This window comes from Campylobacter concisus (assembly GCF_902460675.1).
Lineage (GTDB): Bacteria > Campylobacterota > Campylobacteria > Campylobacterales > Campylobacteraceae > Campylobacter_A > Campylobacter_A concisus_AJ.
In genome coordinates, this window is the sequence record NZ_CABPUQ010000001.1 from 994,054 (window position 1) to 1,012,207 (window position 18,154).

Genomic DNA, 18,154 nt, shown 5'->3' on the forward strand with positions numbered 1-18,154 from the left:
GGATAAGGGGACGGCTTCGTAATTCAAGTCCCCTTGTCTCCCTTTTTAATAAAAATTTGAAAATTTTAAAAAATAAAAATTACAACCTTAGGTTTTGTAAGTTGCTAAGGCGAGTGAATGGAATTTTAAAATTTATAAATTAAAGCTTTTAGAAATTTAAAGTTTTATTTCTTTGTTAAGGGGGGAAGAGGCTTGAATTACGGTCTGCTTGCAGTTGCGAGCTTGTAAAGCAAAGAAACTCCCTTCCCCCTTAACAATCCCCTGTCTGCTTTGCAGTTACGAGACGAAGCCCGAGTAAAGCCCGACAACGTTAGAGGTGCATGCAAATGTGCTGGCGCACCGCATGCGGTTTATCATCGTGCAAGTGCCATACAAATTTTAAAATTTCATGAACGAGTAATTTCGGCCCTAAAATTTGAGCTAAGCGATAAGCGAAGCCAAATTTTAGTAGTCAATTCTTAGGGGTGAATGAAAGTTTAAAATTTGCAAAAAGTTCAGTCAAATTTATAAATTTGCCTAGAAATTTTAAAATTCCAGGCAAATTTCACTCAAATTTACTCTCTAACGACGTGTAAAAACTGCATATGTTTGCGGTATTGCTCGATGACGTCGTTTATCAGCGTAGCTTCGCTCCAGCCAAGCACGTCGTAGTCCTGACCGCCCTCTTTTAGATAGACCTCGGCTCTGTAATAAAGATCGTCGCCGTCAAGCTCTCTGGTGTAGTCTGGGCTCTGGCTCTTGGTGAGATAGACGCCATATCTAAAGTCCATCTCGTCGCCAAGTCCGACATTTAAATTTACAAAATTTTCGCCATTTGTGACCTTTGCTTCAAGGCCGTTTTTGGCAAATTCCTCTTTTAGCTCATTAAAAGCTTTTAGCACGACTTCGTTTAAAAATTTCTTGCCATCTTTCTTGCCTGGCAGCGTAATGATCGCACTTAGGCGCTCTTGCCACGGCTTTGAAAGATCACTAATGGGCATGTTGCTAAAGTTATTTGTCTCTTTTTTGGTTAGATCCACACGCAACGCCTTAAATAGCCCGTAAATGGCGCCAAGTAGCACTATGGAAAATGGCAATGCCGTAGTGATCGTGAGAGCTTGAAGCGAGCCAAGACCGCCTGCTAGCATCAAAAATGCCGCCACGACGCCCACTGTAACGCCCCAAAAGACCTTTTGCCAAACTGGTGTATCGTCCTTGCCGTTTGAGCAAAGCATGTTCATAACGATCGCCGCAGAGTCGGCAGAAGTTACGAAAAATATGACGATCATAAAGACTGCGATCACGCTTAGCACGCCTGAGAAGCTAAATTTCTCCAAAAACATAAAAAGTGCTGAGGCTGAGTCGGAATTTACAGTCGTTGCTAGCTCGCTAAAGCCATTTTGAACAAGCGCAATCGCTGAGTTGCCAAAAAAGCTCATCCAAGCAAAGGTAAAGCCAGTTGGCACTAAAAGCACGCCGATCACAAATTCTCTGATCGTTCTGCCCTTTGAAATTTTAGCGATAAAAAGCCCCACAAACGGCGACCAAGATAGCCACCAAGCCCAGTATAGCAGCGTCCAGCCGCCAAGCCAGCTCTCGTTTTGCCTCTCGTAGGCGTAGAGGTTAAAGGTATTTGAAATGAGCGTAGATACGTAGTCGCCGCTGTTTTGTACAAACGACTTTAAAAGCTGCGTCGTATCGCCCAAAAATAGTATCAAAAACATAAAACATATAGCTAGCGCAATATTTGAGTTTGATAAGATCTTGATGCCCTTATCCACGCCGCTTGCCGCTGAGATAGTAGCTGCAAAACAAAGCACTATTAGAAGCGTGATATGCATAGTCGGCAGGCCAAAAACGTGCGTAAGGCCAGCATTTACCTGAAGTACGCCGTATCCTAGCGAGGTCGCCACGCCAAAAAGGGTCGCTACGACGGCAAATGTATCGATGGCACTACCTATCTTGCCGTAAATTTTATCTCCGATGATCGGATAAAACGCCGATCTAAGCGTGAGTGGCAAGCCGTGCCTATACGAGAAAAAGGCTAGAATTAGCGCCACAATGGCATAAACCGACCATGCGCTCATGCCCCAGTGAAAAAATGTGATATTCAACGCAAGCTTTTGCGCTGCGATAGTTTGTGCGTCGCCAACTGGTGGGTTTAGATAGTGCATGAGCGGCTCAGCCACACCAAAAAATACTAGACCTATGCCCATGCCAGCGGCAAAAAGCATAGAAAACCACGAGATATTTTTGTGCTCTGGCTTTACGTGATCAGCCCCCAGCTTGATCTCGCCAAGCTTACTAAAGCCAAGGATGATGACGCTTAGCAGTATGACGGCAACGACTAGGATATAAAACCAGCCAAATTTGGCCGCGATGTAGTTTTGCATACCCTTAAAAAACTCATTTGAGAAATTTGGAAATATCGCTGCAAATGCTGCTATTAAAAATATGACAATAAGCGATGGGATAAATACTGAATTATTAAATTTTGACCTTTGAAATTTAAACATCTTTCTCCTTTTTATAAATTTCAGTTTTGCCTTAGAATAACAAAAAAGAGTAAATAGGCCAAATTTTCTCTTTAAATTTTTATGAAATTTTAAGCTCTAGCCACCAAAAATAGCCACTTCGAAATTTATCTCAAATCTCTTTCATCTCTCTTTGGTTTTGCAAGAGTTATTAGCACTATGACGACAAAAGCGATGCCAAATGTGATATACAAAATGATCTTTGGCGAGTCATACTCTATCCTCGACCTTGCGACCTCTTCGCCGCTTGCCTCCACTAGCTCGCCGCGCTTTATCATCTCGCTGATATCTTTTGCGCTAAGCTCTTTAGACGCTCTTGTTAAAATTTCTATGACGCTAGGACCCGCCACCTCATAAACGCTATGCTTTATGCCATAAAATGGCTTTATGTTGCTAAAAAAATAGTGCTTATCGCCATTTGCATAAACTGCGCCATACTCACCATCTTTTACCAGCCCTATCTCACGCCAAGATGAGTTTGTGGCAAATTTATATAAAGAGACCGTTTGCGCCTCTAAGTGCCTGCCGTGCTTTGAGCGCCGCCACTCTTCGCCCTGCTGCAAGAAATACGCTGAGCTCTCATCTACAAAAACGTCAGCATAGAGCCTTTTTAGCTCGCCTTTTAGCTGGTAGTCTGAAATTTTAGCCTGCTCGTCTTTCGTGCTATCCCAAAAGTAAATTCCATCTTTGCTGGCAAAAAGAGGCCAAAACGAATGCACGTTATCCACGCTATAAATGGCGCTATAAGGCATATTTTGGGCGCTAAATTTACGCTCATTTGCAAACACCGCCCCACTTTTTGGCTCAAAAAGATATTCTATATCGTGCTTATCATCATAGCATATCTGGCGCACCTCATCTGAGTAGCTTGCATCAAGCTTATAAAAGCCTAAAAATAGGCTCTTGCCGTCTGTGTAATATCCGCTAGCAGCGCCGCTTTCTGCCGTGATGTATCTTAGCTCGCTAGGCTGCGCGTCAAGCTTTTCGCCCTTGTAGTAAAGCGTGCCACCATCTCTTGCAAAGCCAGCGTCAAATATAGGCTCTAAATTTGCACTTTCAACCAGCTTTGTCCTATAAAAATATGAGCTATCATCGTAGCTTTTTATAAAGGTGTGAGCAAGGTTTTTCATAATGGCGCTAAATTCGCTAAATCCCGCCTCTTTCTCGCTTCTAGTAGCGCAATAATAGCTTATCTTGCCATCACTTAGATAGCCATTGCCAAGCACTTTAGCACTTTTTGGATCAAGACCAGGTAAAATTTCTCTAGCACAATAGACATGATTTTTATCAGCCGCTACGTTTGAGTAATCATACGCGTGTTTAAGCTTTAAGACCCTAAAACTAGCCTCATCGACGCCTTTTAGCTCATACTTGCCACTGCCTGAAATTTGAACGTAAATTTTACCCTCAGGCGAGCGGTAAAACTCACTACTATCAATGTTTGCAAAGCTTCTTTGATACTCGCCCTCATGCCATAGATAAAGCATCGCCAAAACAAAAAATAGCGTCAAAATGACAAAAAGATAAAGTATCTTAGTCGCAATTTTTCTCATTATCTATAATCATCCACCCTTTTTTTAAGCTCGCTTTTTTGCTTTTTATTTTTAAAAATAGCGCCAACCACCGAGGCCACAAATGCAATGGCAAGAAATATCCAGTAGGCATATTTTTGCGAGTAATCATCAAAGTCGCTTATCGCATCGATCACCACCTCGCCCTCAGCTGGCACCATAGCGCCTTGATCTACCATTTTTACTATCTCATCAAGTTTTAAATTCTTAACATTTGGGCCATAAGGACGAGTGAGAATTTCAACCACGCCAAGGTCGTTTATATCATAAACGCTGCTGTTAAAACGCCAGCCATAGCCGACGTTATCAAAATAATATGTCTTATCTCCGTTTGCATAAACCGCTCCGTAGCCATCGTTTCTTAAAAGCCCTATCTTTCGCCACTGCTCTTTTGTATCAAGCCTTACGATACACGTGTGGCGTGAGCTTAGGCTGTGGTTATTTTTTGTATTGTGCCAAATTTCATAGGTTTTTAGAAAATATGTCTTGCCATCACTTATCACCACGTCACCATATAGCGGCGTTATCTCGCCTTTAAACGGATCGTCGCCATCTCTTACAAACTCGCCCTCATCTATGCTGTTATACCACTGCCACTTTTGCTCCCAGTGATAGATACCGCCTTTACCACGAAAGAGCGCATGATAGGAGTGCTCATCTTTTAGGTTAAAAAGTGGCTCGTATGGGGCAAATTTTGGGTCAAATTCGTGATCGTTTGCATAGACCATGCCAGAATTTGGCTCATAAAGATAGTGAATGCGCCATATCTCGCCGATATCACGCATTTGCGGGCTAAATTTGATCCCTAGTTTTGTGCTGTCATAATAGACATTTTCTCCGTCAGTCGTAAAATGCACGCTCTTTCTGCCAGATACCTGCTCGATGTAGCGCATCTTGCTGGCATTTGCGCCCTCTAGCTCTTTGCCCTCATGATAGACCTTCACGCCGTCACTTGCGTAGCCAAAGCCCAAGATCGCTGCTAAATTTGCGTTATCAACCTGCCTAAATTTATAGATATGAGTTTGCGCTTTTGGGGTTTTAAACATTTTATGTGAGAGGATGTCCCAAAACTCTTTAAGTGCGGATATTTCGAGATTTGTCTCGCTTTCGCTATCGCAAAAGTATGTCACCTTGCCATCGCCAAAGTAGCCATTGCCAAGCGCTCTAACGCCATTTGGATCAAGCCCACTCATCACGAGATTACCGCAATATACCGCCTCATCGCTTGCGCCAACGTTTCTGTTGTCGTATTTGCCAGTGTCAATGTATCTAAATTTGCTGGCCCTCACGCCTATTAGCTCAAATTTACCGCCACTTGGCACCAAGGCATAGACCTTGTCATCTTTGACGTAAAAAAAGCTATTATTTAGCTCTTTACTATCGCCAATGTCGTCATCTAAAACAGAAACTAACCCAAAGATAAAAAAGTAGGTAGCAAAAAATATCACAACAATGGCGATTATTACAGAGATTAGCGGATGTTTTTTTAGCATTTTAGCCTCGTTTCAAATAAATTTAGCGACCTTATCAAGCCGCAAACCTTTCATACATTTAAATTTCAAAGTCCTATCCAAATATAAAATATCTAAAAATCATAAGCCTAATATATGCAGATTTGCCCATCCAAAATAGAAAACAAGCGGCTGCTAATGTAACAAAAAGCCTATAAATGCTAAATTCCAACGTAATCCCATAATAAATAACCCACAAAGAAATAAAACAAAGATACAAGGCAACAAGCAAAAAGAATAAATTTTTAATCCTTGCAAAAAGTCCTGACTCCTCGCTGTTTTTTGCGATGAGCCAAATGGTTTCCATTTTATTTAAAAATCCAACCCTCTTATATTTTATCTCGACTAGATCGCCTACTTCATATTTTTCTATCTCTGGTGAAAATACCCCGCTAAATCTCTCTTTACCTATCAAAAGGCTCATACTTGTGGCCAAATTTTGCCTAACAACTCTTCTATTTAGCGCGCTTATCCTACCGATCTTTTTCAAGCTACTCGAGCTCCTCGGCGATCTCAAGCACTTCAAAATACTCATTTTCTAGGCTTTCAAGCTCAGCTTTTGCCTTTTCAAGCTCTTCATAAAGCTTAGTAAGCCCCACTTCTTGATAAATTTTAGGATCGCTAAGCCCCTCGTTTAGCTCGGCTACCCTTGCTTCAAGGGTTGAAATTTTATCTGGATATGTGTTTAAAATTTGCGTTTGTTTGTAGCTTAGTTTTGCGCCAGATTTGCTCTTTTGTTTGGCTTCATTTTGACTATTTGAGAGCTCTTTTTCAAATTTATCAAGCTCTTTCATCTCATCTTCAAGCTCCAAATAGACGCTATACTCTTCATGCAAGACATTTATCTTTGTGCCCTCAAACGCCCAGAGCTTATTTGCCATCTTATCGACAAAATATCTATCGTGGCTAACTAGCAAGATAGCCCCCTCAAAGCTTTGCAAGTAGTCTTCTAAGATATTGATAGTTGCGATATCAAGGTCGTTTGTCGGCTCGTCAAGCACCAGCACATCGTAAGTTTTGGTAAAAAGCATCGCCAGTGCCACGCGGTTTTTCTCGCCGCCACTTAAAACGCCTATCTTTTTATCTAGAAATTCCTTTGGAAAGAGGAAATTTTTAAGATAGCCATAAACATGCATATTTCGCCCACGAACCAGCACGTGATCGCCGCCGTTTGGGCAAAATGTCTCTATTAGGCTCTTATCATCATCAAGGACATTTCTAGCTTGATCAAAGTAACCGATACTCACCTCGCCCCTTTTTATCTCGCCGCTGCTTTGTTTTTCAAGCCCTAGCAAAATTTTAAGCAGCGTGCTCTTTCCACTGCCGTTACGCCCCACAATGGCGATCCTCTCGCCCTGCAAAACCCTTGCGTCAAATTTCTCAAAAAGCACCTTGCCGTCTATACTTTTGCTTAAATTTTTAAACTCAAAGAGCATTTTTTTGCGGTTTTGGCTCTGCGTTTGGTTGAAATTTTTACTCGCACGCTCCAGCTCAAGCCTCACGCGCCTTATCACACCTGGGTTTTTCTTAGCCTCCTCGCGCATAGCAAGCACCCGCTCTTTTCTGCCCTCGTTTCGCTTTAGTCTAGCTTTTACGCCGCGCCTTAGCCACTCCTCTTCAGCTTTTAGCTGTTTTAGTAGCGTCTCATGCGACTTTGCAAGGCTTGCTAAAATCTCCTCTTTTTTGGTTAGATAGTTTGCATATCCGCCCTCGAAATTTTTTAAGCTTGCATCCTCGACCTCAACGCACCTAGTTGCGAGCGAGTCTATGAAATACCTATCGTGGCTTATAAAAACTATGCTTTGATTTGAGCCCTTTAGCATATCTTCAAGAAATTTGACCATATAGACATCAAGGTGGTTTGTCGGCTCATCAAGCAAAAGCACATCTGGCTTTTTAAGGATGAGCGCGCCTAGTGCCACACGCCTGATCTCGCCGCCACTTAGCGAGCAAATAGGCCTGTTTTCATACTCTTTTAGCTTAAATTCTTGCAAAATTCGCTCGATCTTATGCTCGATATTCCAGCCATCTTTTGCCTCTATAAATTTTAAAAGTCTCTCTTGCTCTTTTAAAATTTCTTTGTTTTCAGGCTCATTTGCTAGTAAGACGCCACTTTTTTCATAGTCGCTTATCGCGTCAAATATCTCTTTTAGCTCGTTATTTAGCGCATCTCTTACGCTAAAAGTAGCGTTAAAATTTGGATTTTGCGCTAGCATCTCGACGCTTATTAAGCTCTGCACTATGCGTCTTCCGCTATCAGCTGTCACCTCGCCAGAGATGATCTTCATAAGCGTGCTCTTGCCGCTGCCATTTTTGCCGATGATCGCTATCTTTTCATTTTCATTTACGCTAAGACTTACGCTGTTTAAAATTTCATTTGCGCCAAATTTTTTACTTACGTCTATTAGGTCGATTAATGCCATTTTTCTCTCAAATTTTAAATTTTTTGGATTATATCAAAAGGGAGCTAAAACCTAATTTGGCTATAATCGCCCCTAAATTTAAAAAAGGAGAAATTTATGAACCTTTCTATGAAAAAACTGGTCGTCCCTATATTTTTAGATATGTTTTTGCACTTTATAACACTCATCATAAACACCTACATGGTGACAAAAGTGAGTGTGCATCTAGTTGGCGCCATGGGTGCGGGCAATCAAGTGATGGATCTTTTTATGACCATTTTTAACTTTTTAAGCATGGGCTGCTCAGTCGTCGTCGCACAAGCACTTGGAGCAAAGCAAAACGAGCTAGCCTCAAACGTCATACACGCAAGCATCACGTCAAATACGGTCTTTGGTATCTTCTCAGCCATCATCATCTACGTCTTTGGCTACAACATCTTAAATTTACTAAATGTGCCAAATGATCTCATAAACGATAGCTTTTCATACCTTCACATCCTTGGCTTTGCATTGCTCTTTGATGGCATCGGCATGGTGCTAGCTGCGGTGCTTCGCGTCTATAATCTAGCAACTGCTGTGATGCTAACTTCGGTTTTGATGAACATCATCACCATCTTTGGCAACGCCATCGCTCTTTTTGGCTGGTTTGATCTGCCAAATTTAGGCCTGCAAGGTGTTGCTATCTCGACATTTGTGGGCAGACTAATAGGCCTTTTTGTCCTACTTTACATGCTCATACGCGTGGCAAAAGTTAGAATTTATCTTAGCGGACTGCTTGTCGTGCCGTTTAGAATTTTAAAGAAAATACTCTCAGTTGGCCTACCAAGCGCTGGCGAAAATTTACTCTGGATGGCGCAATACATGGTCGCTTTTGGCTTTATCGCGAGCATGGGCGAGGCAACTCTTAGCGTGCAGACTATCTACTTTCAGATCACTCTTCTCATCTTGCTTTGTGGAGCTAGTATCAGCGTGGCAAACGAGGTCATCGTGGGGCATTTAGTGGGAGCTAGCGAGTTTAACGAGGCTTACGCAAGAACCTTTAAAGCCTTGTGGCTTGGAATTTCTATCACGCTCGTCGTCGTTTTGATCGCCTACGCCTTAAAGTATAAGATCATGGACGCACTAAATTTAGATGATGGCTTGCGCAAGATAATGCTACCACTCTTTACGCTCTCGATCGTGCTAGAAGCTGGCAGAACCTTTAACATCGTCATCGTAAATGCCCTTCGTGCAAGTGGCGACGCGAAATTCCCGCTAGCGACTGGGCTTATCTTTATGTGGGGGCTTTCGCTGCCGCTTGGATATTTCTTAGGCATACACCTTGGCTGGGGCATCGTTGGCGTTTGGATAGGATTTTGCGCTGATGAGTGGCTAAGAGGCCTTGCAAATACATGGCGCTGGAGAAGCAAAAAGTGGCAAGAAAAACGCCTAGTTTAAGGCAAAAGAGCCTAAATTTAGACTTTTATGGCTTAAGCGTTTTAATAAATTTTAAAACAAATGTAAAGGCTATGCGATTAAGAGTTGGTAAGGACGCTAAGATCACGCTTTCTATGCCATTTTACAGCACGCAAAAGATGGCTCTTGTCTTTCTTGAAACGCACAGAATTTGGCTTGAAAACTCTTATAAAAAAGCTCTTTTAAATTTGCCAAAAGATGATGAGATAAGGTTTCTTGGAGAAATTTATAAGATCAAATTTGATGAGAGCGTAAATGTGCCATTTTTTGAAGATAAATTTATCATAACACCAAATTTAAAGGCACTTGAGCGCTTTAAAAAAGTAAGAGCAAAAGAGCTATTTTTAGAGCTTGTAAGATACTATCAGCCTCATATCAACAAGCCAGTTAGTCGCATCGTCATAAGAGATAGCAAAACTCGCTGGGGCAGCTGCAACCACAAAAAAGGCTATATAAACTTAAGCCTAAGGCTCATAGAAAAGCCGCTCTCAGCCGTGCGCTACGTCGTACTTCACGAGCTTACCCACCTACTCTACCCGCATCATCAAAGCAGCTTTTATAAATTTATAGAAGCCATCATGCCTGATTACAAAGAGCAAGAGCAAATTTTAAAATCGTAATTATTTTTCATCAAGTAAGTATAAATTTAATATGTTAAAATTGCATATTACTTTACAAAAGGAAAATTTGATGAAAAAAATGATTTTTATCTCGCTTCTTGCAGCTTGCGCTCTAGCAGGCGACTTTGAAGATGGCTTGAAAGCTTATGCTGACTCAAATTTCACTGAGGCTTTGTCTAAATTTGAAGCAGGTTGCGCGGCAAATGACGCAAGATCATGCGTAATAGCAGGTGCGATATACCAGGTTGGCAAAACTGACGTGCCAGATAGCAACAAAGCGCTAGAGTTTTACAATAAAGCTTGCCAAGGCGGTGAAAAAGAGGGTTGCTCAGCAGCCGGTGGAATTTATCTAGATAACGATCCACAAAAGGCAAGAGAGCTTTTTAACAAAGCTTGCGAGCAAAATGACGGCTACTCTTGTGGCATGATAGGCTCGATACTAATAGAAGCTAAGAAATTTAAAGAGGCTTACACATTTTTAGAAAAAGGTTGCAAGCTAAATGATAAGATGTCTTGCGAGTTTGCAGGCGATCTAAAACGCTCAAAACAACTTTGATCTTTAGGCTTTTAAAGCCTAAATTCTCACTTTTTATAAAATCAATAGAAATAAATAAATTTAAAAAGTTTAGGCAAGAGAGCTCTTGCCTAATGTTAAATCGCTCTTATTTGATCAAGCGGTTTATCTTTTATGCCCCACTGGGTCATAAAGACAAAACCATAAAGAGCTGCTGCCACGATGTAGGCTGTGTATTCGTTTGGCATTAGTCCAAATTTCACGCAGATATTTGGCACAAGAGCTAGTGGCACGACAGGGATAAGTAGCAACCTCTCCCAAATCCTAAGCTTTGTGACGTAGTATCCTTGTAGCAAGCTTGAAAAGGCAAACATCCCCACGATCGCCATGCCAAAGACGAGCAAAATTTCAAGTGGATTGCTCATCCAGACTATCCCTTTTGAATCAAGAGGATCGCTCGTGTTTATGCTATCAATTAACATAAGTTTGTTGTTAAAGAAAAAGGCAAATGGCAAGATCGCTGTTCTTAGATCGTAAAAGAATCCTTGCACGCCAACGGTTATTGGATTTGCTTTAGCGATGCCCGCTGCTGCGTAGGCTGCGATGCCAACTGGTGGCGTATCATCGGCTAAAATTCCAAAGTAAAATACAAAAAGATGCACGGCAATGGCAGGGATCAAGAAGCCATTTTTATGCGCTAAAAACAAGATAACTGGCGCAACAAGGCTTGAGACGACGATGTAGTTTGCTGTCGTTGGAAGACCCATGCCAAGGATAAGCGACATAAGAGCTGTTAAAACTAGGATCATCATGATGTTATCGCCTGCTAAAAGCTCGACTAGATCAGAGAGCACCTGACCAAGGCCAGTAAGCGAGATAGAGCCCACGATGATGCCAGCAAGCGCGGTTGCGATGGCTATTGTAGTCATGCTCTTTGCAGCTGCGACCATCGCCCAAAATATATCCTCAAAGCCAAGAAGCACGTCGCTTAGCCCCACTTTTTCGCCTGAAGCTAGCTTTTTAGTTGGCTCTTGAAAGATCATTATCAAAAATAAAAATCCTATCGCATTAAACGCTGCAGCTATGGCTGACTCTTTTGCTATTAAAAGCGTGTAAAGCAAAATTAGAATCGGCGTTATATAGTGAAGACCGCTAACGAAAATTTTAAATCTTGAGTGAAATTCGCTCTGATTTATGCCCTTTAGTCCAAGCTTGACGCTCTCTAAGTGCACGATGAAAAATAGTGACAAATAACAAGCAAATGCTGGGATAACCGCTGCCATCATAACATTTGTATATGTCATACCCAAAAACTCAGCGATGATAAAAGCAGCCGCACCCATGATAGGTGGCATGAGCTGTCCATTTACACCAGCTGCAACCTCGATGGCTCCAGCTTTTGTGCGTGAAAGGCCAGCTTTTTTCATAAGCGGTATGGTAAATGTACCAACGGTTACGACGTTTGCTGTGGAGCTACCTGAAACCATGCCAGTTAGGCCACTTGCGATGACTGAAGCCTTAGCTGGGCCACCTCTATATTTGCCAAGAAGTGAGAAGGCTAAATTTATAAAGTATTGTCCAGCGCCTGCTCGCTCAAGCAATGAACCAAAAAGAACAAAAAGGTAGATAAAACTAACGCTAACGCCAATAGGCACGCCAAAGACGCCCTCAGTCGTTAAAAACATGTGTCCTGCGATCTTTTCAAAGCTAGCGCCTTGGTGAGCGATAATGTCTGGCATATAAGGGCCAAAGTGATCATATATCAAAAATAATATACAAATGATAGGAAGCGCTGGTCCCATGACACGCCTGCCGGCTTCAAGCAAGACAATGATCGCTAAAAACGATATGACGATATCTTGAGTGATGTAGTCCCCTGTCCTATCAGCTAGCTCATAAAAATAAACCGCTGGATAAAGCACGGCAACAACGCCTACCACGCAAAAAACTAGGTCGTAAAACGGCAAACTTGAGTGAGCCTTTTTATGAAAAGTGACTGGATAGAGCAAAAATACAAGCCCAACCGCAAAAGCTAGGTGCACTGAGCGCGAAATGTTAGTATTTAGTGGGAAATACGCTATATAAAGCTGAAAAACTGACCAAGAGAAACACGCAAATGCGATGAAATAGTTGTAAATATTGCTATTTATCTCTCTTGTCTTTACCTCGACAAATTGTTCTTCGTTGTCATTAACTTCGTTCATCTTTCTCCTTTAAAATTTAAATATATAAATTTAGAAGAAATTTGCATATTTAAATTTTATCCAGAGGCAAAAGCCCCTGGAAATTTGAGTTATTTTAAGATACCTGCCTCTTTAAACGCAGCCTCTGCAGCTGGGTGAAGTGGAGCTGAAAGACCTTGGACGAGATCTTCTTTATTAACTGATTTTAGCGCTGGGTGAAGAGTTTTATACTCATCAAAGTTATCTAAAATAGCTTTTATCACAGCTTTTACAGCCTCATCTTTTGTATCTTTGCTAGTTACCAAAACAGCCTTTACGCCGATAGTATTTACATCGTGATCGACGCCGTCATAAGAGCCTTTTGGGATCACACCTTTTGCAAAGTATGGCTTCTCTGCAAGAAGCTTATCGATCTCGCTGCCTTCGATATTTAGGATATCAATAGGCAAAGATGTTGCAGCGTCAGTGATGTTTGCGGTTGGGTGGCCGACGACAAAGCTATATCCGTCTATCTTTTTATCTTTTAGTGCGTGTGGGCATTCGCCAACTGTTAAAACGCCGCGGTATCCTAGTTTTGAAACATCAAAGCCTTTTGCTTTAAAAACTTCAAGTGTGCTCACTTCGTTGCCGCTGCCTGGGTTACCGACGTTGTATTTTTTGCCTGCAAAAGACTGGATATCACTTGTTAAACCGCTATCTTTTGCCACAACAAATGCAAGAAGCTCTGGATAGATAGCTACTACTGAGCGTAAATTTTCATCTTTTGCTCCGTCAAATTTGCCAGTGCCGTTATATTTGTCATAGACGACGTCACTTTGAACAAAGCCAAATGTAAGCTCTTTTTTAAGGACGTTATTTACGTTATAAACAGAGCCGCCAGTTGATTGGACTGAGCATTTTACATCGGTGTTTTTGTTTGCCAAGCGGCAGATCGCTCCACCTATCGGATAGTATGTACCTGTCATGCCGCCAGTGCCGATACTGATAAATTCTTTTGCTGAAAGTGTTGTTGCCAAAAGCAATCCAGCAAGTGCCAAAGAAGTAGTTTTCATCTAAAATCCTTTCAAAAAATTTAAGGCTATTTTATTCTATAAATTTAGCTTTGTATCTTTTTGTTATGATATTTTTATGCCATTTTTGTAAAGTTGCAACCATTCTACACAATCAAGACTTAAAAAAATATTTTCTTAAGAATAAATTTATATTTCTTTATAGGGCGATTTGATTTTAATAAAACAAGAGCCCAAATATTATTTTTATAGCATGTACGATAATAACTTACTTAGTAAACTCAAATTGAGTTTACTGTAAGGTCTTGACAGGCGGCCAATATTTTTATTCTCATAATAAAATAAAAATATAAAAGCTCAGACAAATCATTATCTCTAAAAACTATTTTCATAGATAAAATATCTAAGTTTTGCATAGTAATTTAATAAAATATATTAAAAATAATTAAAGGTATAACACTAAGAATTTTGAAAGGATGTCTGAATGCCTTATGGTAACTTTTAGTTATTAACGGAACATAGAATAGCATCATACCATCAATGAGATTATTTTAATTGCTAAATTTATTAACTATTAAGTAACATCATATATAATGGTACGAGAGTTTCAGCTCAAAACAATATTAATAAAGGAGTCCTAATGGCTACTCAAGAGGTAAATTTAGAGTCTTTAAAAAAAGACTTAGACTCTTTGAAAGCAGATTTTAAAGATGTTATAAAATCTATCAAAGATATGGGTGCAGAGCGTGCGGAATCCGCTAAAGATAAAATTTTAGACCAACTAAATAGCGATGAGATCAAAAAATACATAGATGATCTAAAATCAAAAGGCAAAGACGGCGTAGAGAGCGTAAACGATGCAATAAAAGAAGATCCGATTAAAAGCATTGCTATTGCTGCAGGGGTTGGATTTTTAGCTGCCTGGTTATTAAAAAAATAATGGCGAGCATATCTGAATTTATAGTATCCGTGGTTGAGCTTATAGATGCTCAAGCTGACGATATTAGGTGTTCTTTTTTAAAGAGCGCCAATTCAGTTGTACTCAATATAATTGTGGGTGTGATTTGCATCATAGGCTTAGTATTCTTTTTGCTAGGCCTGCACACGCTCCTTGAAAAAACTATTGGGGAAATTTGGGCGTATTTTGCCTGCTCTGCTGTGGCTTTTTTATCTTCAATTATCATATACAAGGTATTCCGTGCAAAGTGACATAACAAAAGAAAAGCTAAGAATAGTAGTATCTATGCTAGAGAATAAAAACACAGATAAAAAAAAGCTAAAACTCGAAGAGGCTAAGCTAAATTTATTACTAAATGATCCATTACCAAACTTTTCAACAGAACTCAGCCTAATCAATCGAGGCAATATTAAGCAGGCCTTGATATCAATAATAGATAAAAATTTTATAATACCTACCTTAAGCAAATTTCTATAAAAACTACTTTTTTATACTCTTTTCTTACTTTTTATAAAAAAATTAATAAATTTTATATATAGTTAGCTATATAATTTCAAGAGATGACTGTGTTGCTGAAAGCGAAGATCTTGAAAACCATTTAAGGTATAAAAGATTACCAAATTCTGCCCAAGAGTCACATCTTAAAAACAAAGGAGATAAATATGCGTTATTTTCTAACACTGTTGTGCGCTGCCTTTTTTATGGTTGGCTGTTCCAATACCTGGCAAGGTGCAAAAGAGGATACAGGTAATGCTGTAGAATGGTCAAAAGAAAAAGTTAATAAAGGTGCGACCTACGTTAAAGACGAAACAGAATAATTTTTGTTTTTAATTTAAACGTAGATATTAATTCATTATCCAGCGGGTTGAACTTCAATAGTTCGACCCATATAATTTTTCCTATTATATTTTATCTTTCTTTTATATAATCATATTTATAGTCTTCTTTAAAAGCCAAAAATTTACAACAAGAGAATGAAATTTTAAAAGATCTAAATTTAGACGTCGCCCAAAACGAGATCATCTGCCTAATGGGTAGCTCAGGATGTGGCAAATCAACATTTCTTTCAGCGCTAAATGGCTTTTTAGAGCAAAAAGGCGGCAGATATAGCGGAGAGATACTATTTAAAGGCGAAAATATCAAAGATAAGGACGAAATTTGGCTAAGAAGAAAGCTAGCCATACTCTTTCAAGACGCCACGCTCTTTCCTTTTAGCGTCGAGAGAAATTTGACCTATGCGATGGAATTTTACGAGGGCAGCATAAAAGACAAGCAAAAAAGAGTAGAGGAGCTACTTAAAAGCGTAAATTTACTAGATGAGATAAATGACCTTGATATGCCAGCTAGCAAACTCTCAGGCGGTCAAAAGCAAAGACTTTGCATAGCAAGGATGCTAACTACAAAGCCTGAAGTGCTTATGCTTGATGAGCCTTGCTCATCGCTTGATATGAAAAATGTCTTGATCGTAGAGGAGTTTTTAAAAAGCTTGTCACAAAGATACACCATCATCATCACGCATAATGAAGAGCAGGCAAAAAGGCTTGGCGGCAGGATAGTCCGCATAGTGGATAAGAAATTTACATTTTAAAAGAGCTAGAAATTCTAGCTCTAAATTTAGTCGATAAACCTCTTTGTGATATTTGCGTAGGCATCGATCCTGCGGTCACGTAAAAATGGCCAAATTCTACGCACTTCTTCGCTTCTTTTCATATCTATCTCAACGATTTTGCACTGCTCGCTATGGCTATCTGCACGGAAAAGCTGCTCGCCTTGTGGCCCAAAAACAAAACTATTTCCCCAAAACTTAATCCCATCCATCACGCCGCTATCATCTTTTTCAAAGCCCACACGATTTACTGCGACCACTGGCAGGCCATTTGCCACGCTGTGGCCTCTTTGCACTGCCACCCACGCTTCAAGCTGCCTTGACTTTTCATCCTCGCTATCGCCCTCAAACCAGCCAATAGCCGTTGGATAGATGAGAATTTTCGCCCCTTTTAGCGCCAAGAGCCTTGCTGCCTCTGGATACCACTGATCCCAACACACCAAAACGCCAAGCTTGCCAAGACTGGTTTCAATAGGCTCAAAGCCAATGTCACCAGGCGTGAAGTAAAATTTCTCGTAAAATCCAGGGTCATCAGGGATGTGCATTTTTCGGTATTTGCCAGCTACGCTGCCGTCACGCTCGAAGACAAAAGCGGTGTTGTGATAAAGTCCGTCAGCCCTTTTTTCAAAGAGCGAAGTGACTAAAACTACGCCATTTTCTTTTGCCACCCTGCCCCAAAAAGCGACATCTTCTTGCCAGTCGTTTGCGTGATCAAAGAAATTTGTATCCTCGCTTTGGCAAAAGTACTGCGTCTGGTGCAGCTCTTGGCACACAACTAGATCAGCACCTCCCTTTTTCGCCTCAGCGATTAGCTCAAGCGTCTTTGCAATGGTCGCTTCTTTTGTGCCTTTAAATTCTTGTTGAAGTAGTGCTACTTTCATCTCTTTTCCCTTCTTTGTCGTTATATGGGTCTAAATGTGTGGTTATCTGCCACGAAAATTCCTTAAATTTCTCTCTTATCTCAGCTTCAAGCGATTCGGCCACTTCGTGCGCGTCGTAAAGCGAGATATCTTTGTCAAAAACTAAATGCATCGTTAAAAATATGGTATTTGCGCTCTGTCTTGTGTTTAGGTAGTGAAAGTCTGAAATTCTATTCTTTGCCTTTATCATCTTGATGATCTCAGCTGTGACCTCAGGGCTTGCTGCATGATCTAGCAAGACACCAAGGGCGTCTTTGCCAAGACTTATCGCGCTTTGAGCGATGTAGCCACTTATCACGATACCAAAGATCGCATCTATCATCACAAATCCGCTAAATTTAATGATAAGCAGCGAGATGATGACTGCTAGGTTGCTAAAAAGGTCGATCTTATAGTGCAGTGCGTCTGCTTTTATGATAAGGTTGCCACTTTTTTTAGAAATTTGGTTTAAAAATAGCACCAAAGCTAGCGTCACAACGACTGAAAACACCATCACACCAAGGCTTAAGCCAAGGTCTATCTCTAAATTTGGCTCGCTAAATTTCTTAACGCTCTCATAAAATATATATCCAGCAGCCACAACGATGATGACGCACTCAAATAGCGCTGCTAACGCCTCTAGCTTTGTGTAGCCAAAGTTAAATTTCTCATCAGCTTGCTTTCTTGACTTTCTAAGCGCAAATAAATTTAAAAGCGAAACGATAAAATCAAGCATTGAATCTATCGCCGAGCCAAGCACAGCAACCGAGCCGCTAAAAAGTCCCGCTGCAAATTTCACAAGTGCGAGCAAAAAGGCGCAAGCTCCCGCTGCGATGACGGCCTTATTTTCGCCCTGCGTGCACTCCTGCTTATTTATGCGGTTAAACTCATAATCAAACGGACTTGACAAGG

At 40.7% G+C, this 18,154-nt stretch carries 16 protein-coding genes; 7 read left to right on the plus strand and 9 right to left on the minus strand.

The genetic code is table 11. The annotated features are described in order from the left end of the window. Nucleotides 1–554: 554 nt before the first annotated feature. From F3G88_RS04845 to abc-f, 5 genes are all read right to left on the minus strand, one after another. Nucleotides 555–2,495, minus strand: a complete 1,941-nt coding sequence (locus F3G88_RS04845) for a BCCT family transporter (RefSeq protein WP_149715520.1) — start codon at nt 2,493–2,495, stop codon at nt 555–557. A gap of 125 nt (nt 2,496–2,620) precedes the next feature. Then, complete coding sequence (locus F3G88_RS04850) at nt 2,621–4,066, minus strand: DKNYY domain-containing protein (RefSeq protein WP_149715521.1); 1,446 nt, start codon at nt 4,064–4,066, stop codon at nt 2,621–2,623. Further along, nucleotides 4,066–5,577 carry a DKNYY domain-containing protein gene (locus F3G88_RS04855; protein WP_149715522.1) on the minus strand — a complete coding sequence of 504 codons (1,512 nt, stop codon included), beginning with the start codon at nt 5,575–5,577 and terminating at the stop codon, nt 4,066–4,068. Before F3G88_RS04855 ends, F3G88_RS04850 begins: the two co-directional genes overlap by 1 nt. A gap of 73 nt (nt 5,578–5,650) precedes the next feature. Next, a complete protein-coding gene (locus tag F3G88_RS04860) occupies nt 5,651–6,085 on the minus strand; it encodes a hypothetical protein (RefSeq protein ID WP_149715523.1) in 435 nt (144 codons plus the stop codon). 1 nt (nt 6,086) lies between these two features. Then, the gene (abc-f, locus tag F3G88_RS04865) at nt 6,087–8,018 is read right to left on the minus strand and encodes a ribosomal protection-like ABC-F family protein (RefSeq protein WP_149715524.1); all 1,932 of its coding nucleotides are present in this window, start codon (nt 8,016–8,018) and stop codon (nt 6,087–6,089) included. Nucleotides 8,019–8,114: 96 nt separating this feature from the next. Between abc-f and F3G88_RS04870 the strand changes: the two genes are divergently transcribed. The 3 genes from F3G88_RS04870 (at nt 8,115) to F3G88_RS04880 (ending at nt 10,628) form a co-directional block, all read left to right on the plus strand. After that, the gene (locus tag F3G88_RS04870) at nt 8,115–9,434 is read left to right on the plus strand and encodes an MATE family efflux transporter (protein ID WP_149715525.1); all 1,320 of its coding nucleotides are present in this window, start codon (nt 8,115–8,117) and stop codon (nt 9,432–9,434) included. Then, nucleotides 9,389–10,072 (plus strand): M48 family metallopeptidase, encoded by a 684-nt coding sequence (locus F3G88_RS04875; RefSeq protein WP_149715937.1) that lies wholly within the window; start codon nt 9,389–9,391, stop codon nt 10,070–10,072. The genes F3G88_RS04870 and F3G88_RS04875 overlap by 46 nt, the downstream gene beginning before the upstream one ends. Before the next feature lie 70 nt (nt 10,073–10,142). Then, nucleotides 10,143–10,628 carry a tetratricopeptide repeat protein gene (locus F3G88_RS04880; RefSeq protein WP_103558193.1) on the plus strand — a complete coding sequence of 162 codons (486 nt, stop codon included), beginning with the start codon at nt 10,143–10,145 and terminating at the stop codon, nt 10,626–10,628. 95 nt (nt 10,629–10,723) lie between these two features. On the opposite strand, the gene F3G88_RS04885 is transcribed toward F3G88_RS04880, so the two are convergent. Both F3G88_RS04885 and F3G88_RS04890 read right to left on the minus strand, forming a co-directional pair. Continuing rightward, entirely contained in the window at nt 10,724–12,790 is a 2,067-nt protein-coding gene (locus tag F3G88_RS04885) for a TRAP transporter permease (RefSeq protein WP_149715526.1), read from the minus strand. Between the two features lie 89 nt (nt 12,791–12,879). Then, nucleotides 12,880–13,821 carry a TAXI family TRAP transporter solute-binding subunit gene (locus F3G88_RS04890; protein WP_103573914.1) on the minus strand — a complete coding sequence of 314 codons (942 nt, stop codon included), beginning with the start codon at nt 13,819–13,821 and terminating at the stop codon, nt 12,880–12,882. A gap of 598 nt (nt 13,822–14,419) precedes the next feature. On the opposite strand from F3G88_RS04890, the gene F3G88_RS04895 reads away from it, so the two are divergent. The 4 genes from F3G88_RS04895 to F3G88_RS04910 all read left to right on the plus strand — a co-directional run bounded on the left by F3G88_RS04895 (nt 14,420) and on the right by F3G88_RS04910 (nt 16,325). Further along, entirely contained in the window at nt 14,420–14,719 is a 300-nt protein-coding gene (locus F3G88_RS04895) for an ElaB/YgaM/YqjD family protein (RefSeq protein WP_103573530.1), read from the plus strand. Between the two features lie 258 nt (nt 14,720–14,977). Further along, entirely contained in the window at nt 14,978–15,214 is a 237-nt protein-coding gene (locus F3G88_RS04905; protein ID WP_103573528.1) for a hypothetical protein, read from the plus strand. Between the two features lie 185 nt (nt 15,215–15,399). After that, nucleotides 15,400–15,555, plus strand: a complete 156-nt coding sequence (locus tag F3G88_RS10240) for a hypothetical protein (protein WP_180999940.1) — start codon at nt 15,400–15,402, stop codon at nt 15,553–15,555. 161 nt (nt 15,556–15,716) lie between these two features. Beyond that, nucleotides 15,717–16,325 carry a phosphate ABC transporter ATP-binding protein gene (locus F3G88_RS04910; RefSeq protein WP_149715527.1) on the plus strand — a complete coding sequence of 203 codons (609 nt, stop codon included), beginning with the start codon at nt 15,717–15,719 and terminating at the stop codon, nt 16,323–16,325. A gap of 26 nt (nt 16,326–16,351) precedes the next feature. Here the strand turns inward: F3G88_RS04910 and F3G88_RS04915 are convergent, their stop codons facing one another. Next, nucleotides 16,352–17,224, minus strand: a complete 873-nt coding sequence (locus tag F3G88_RS04915; protein ID WP_149715528.1) for a carbon-nitrogen hydrolase — start codon at nt 17,222–17,224, stop codon at nt 16,352–16,354. Next, entirely contained in the window at nt 17,193–18,152 is a 960-nt protein-coding gene (locus F3G88_RS04920; protein ID WP_149715529.1) for a cation diffusion facilitator family transporter, read from the minus strand. Before F3G88_RS04920 ends, F3G88_RS04915 begins: the two co-directional genes overlap by 32 nt. Nucleotides 18,153–18,154 lie beyond the last annotated feature (2 nt).

Bases quoted from the DNA above. Each gene is read 5' to 3' on its own strand.
- F3G88_RS04845 (WP_149715520.1), bottom strand. From the start codon at position 2,495: ATGTTTAAATTTCAAAGGTCAAAATTTAATAATTCAGTATTTATCCCA.
- F3G88_RS04850 (WP_149715521.1), bottom strand. From the start codon at position 4,066: ATGAGAAAAATTGCGACTAAGATACTTTATCTTTTTGTCATTTTGACG.
- F3G88_RS04855 (WP_149715522.1), bottom strand. From the start codon at position 5,577: ATGCTAAAAAAACATCCGCTAATCTCTGTAATAATCGCCATTGTTGTG.
- abc-f (WP_149715524.1), bottom strand. From the start codon at position 8,018: ATGGCATTAATCGACCTAATAGACGTAAGTAAAAAATTTGGCGCAAAT.
- F3G88_RS04870 (WP_149715525.1), top strand. From the start codon at position 8,115: ATGAACCTTTCTATGAAAAAACTGGTCGTCCCTATATTTTTAGATATG.
- F3G88_RS04875 (WP_149715937.1), top strand. From the start codon at position 9,389: ATGGCGCTGGAGAAGCAAAAAGTGGCAAGAAAAACGCCTAGTTTAAGG.
- F3G88_RS04880 (WP_103558193.1), top strand. From the start codon at position 10,143: ATGAAAAAAATGATTTTTATCTCGCTTCTTGCAGCTTGCGCTCTAGCA.
- F3G88_RS04885 (WP_149715526.1), bottom strand. From the start codon at position 12,790: ATGAACGAAGTTAATGACAACGAAGAACAATTTGTCGAGGTAAAGACA.
- F3G88_RS04890 (WP_103573914.1), bottom strand. From the start codon at position 13,821: ATGAAAACTACTTCTTTGGCACTTGCTGGATTGCTTTTGGCAACAACA.
- F3G88_RS04895 (WP_103573530.1), top strand. From the start codon at position 14,420: ATGGCTACTCAAGAGGTAAATTTAGAGTCTTTAAAAAAAGACTTAGAC.
- F3G88_RS10240 (WP_180999940.1), top strand. From the start codon at position 15,400: ATGCGTTATTTTCTAACACTGTTGTGCGCTGCCTTTTTTATGGTTGGC.
- F3G88_RS04915 (WP_149715528.1), bottom strand. From the start codon at position 17,224: ATGAAAGTAGCACTACTTCAACAAGAATTTAAAGGCACAAAAGAAGCG.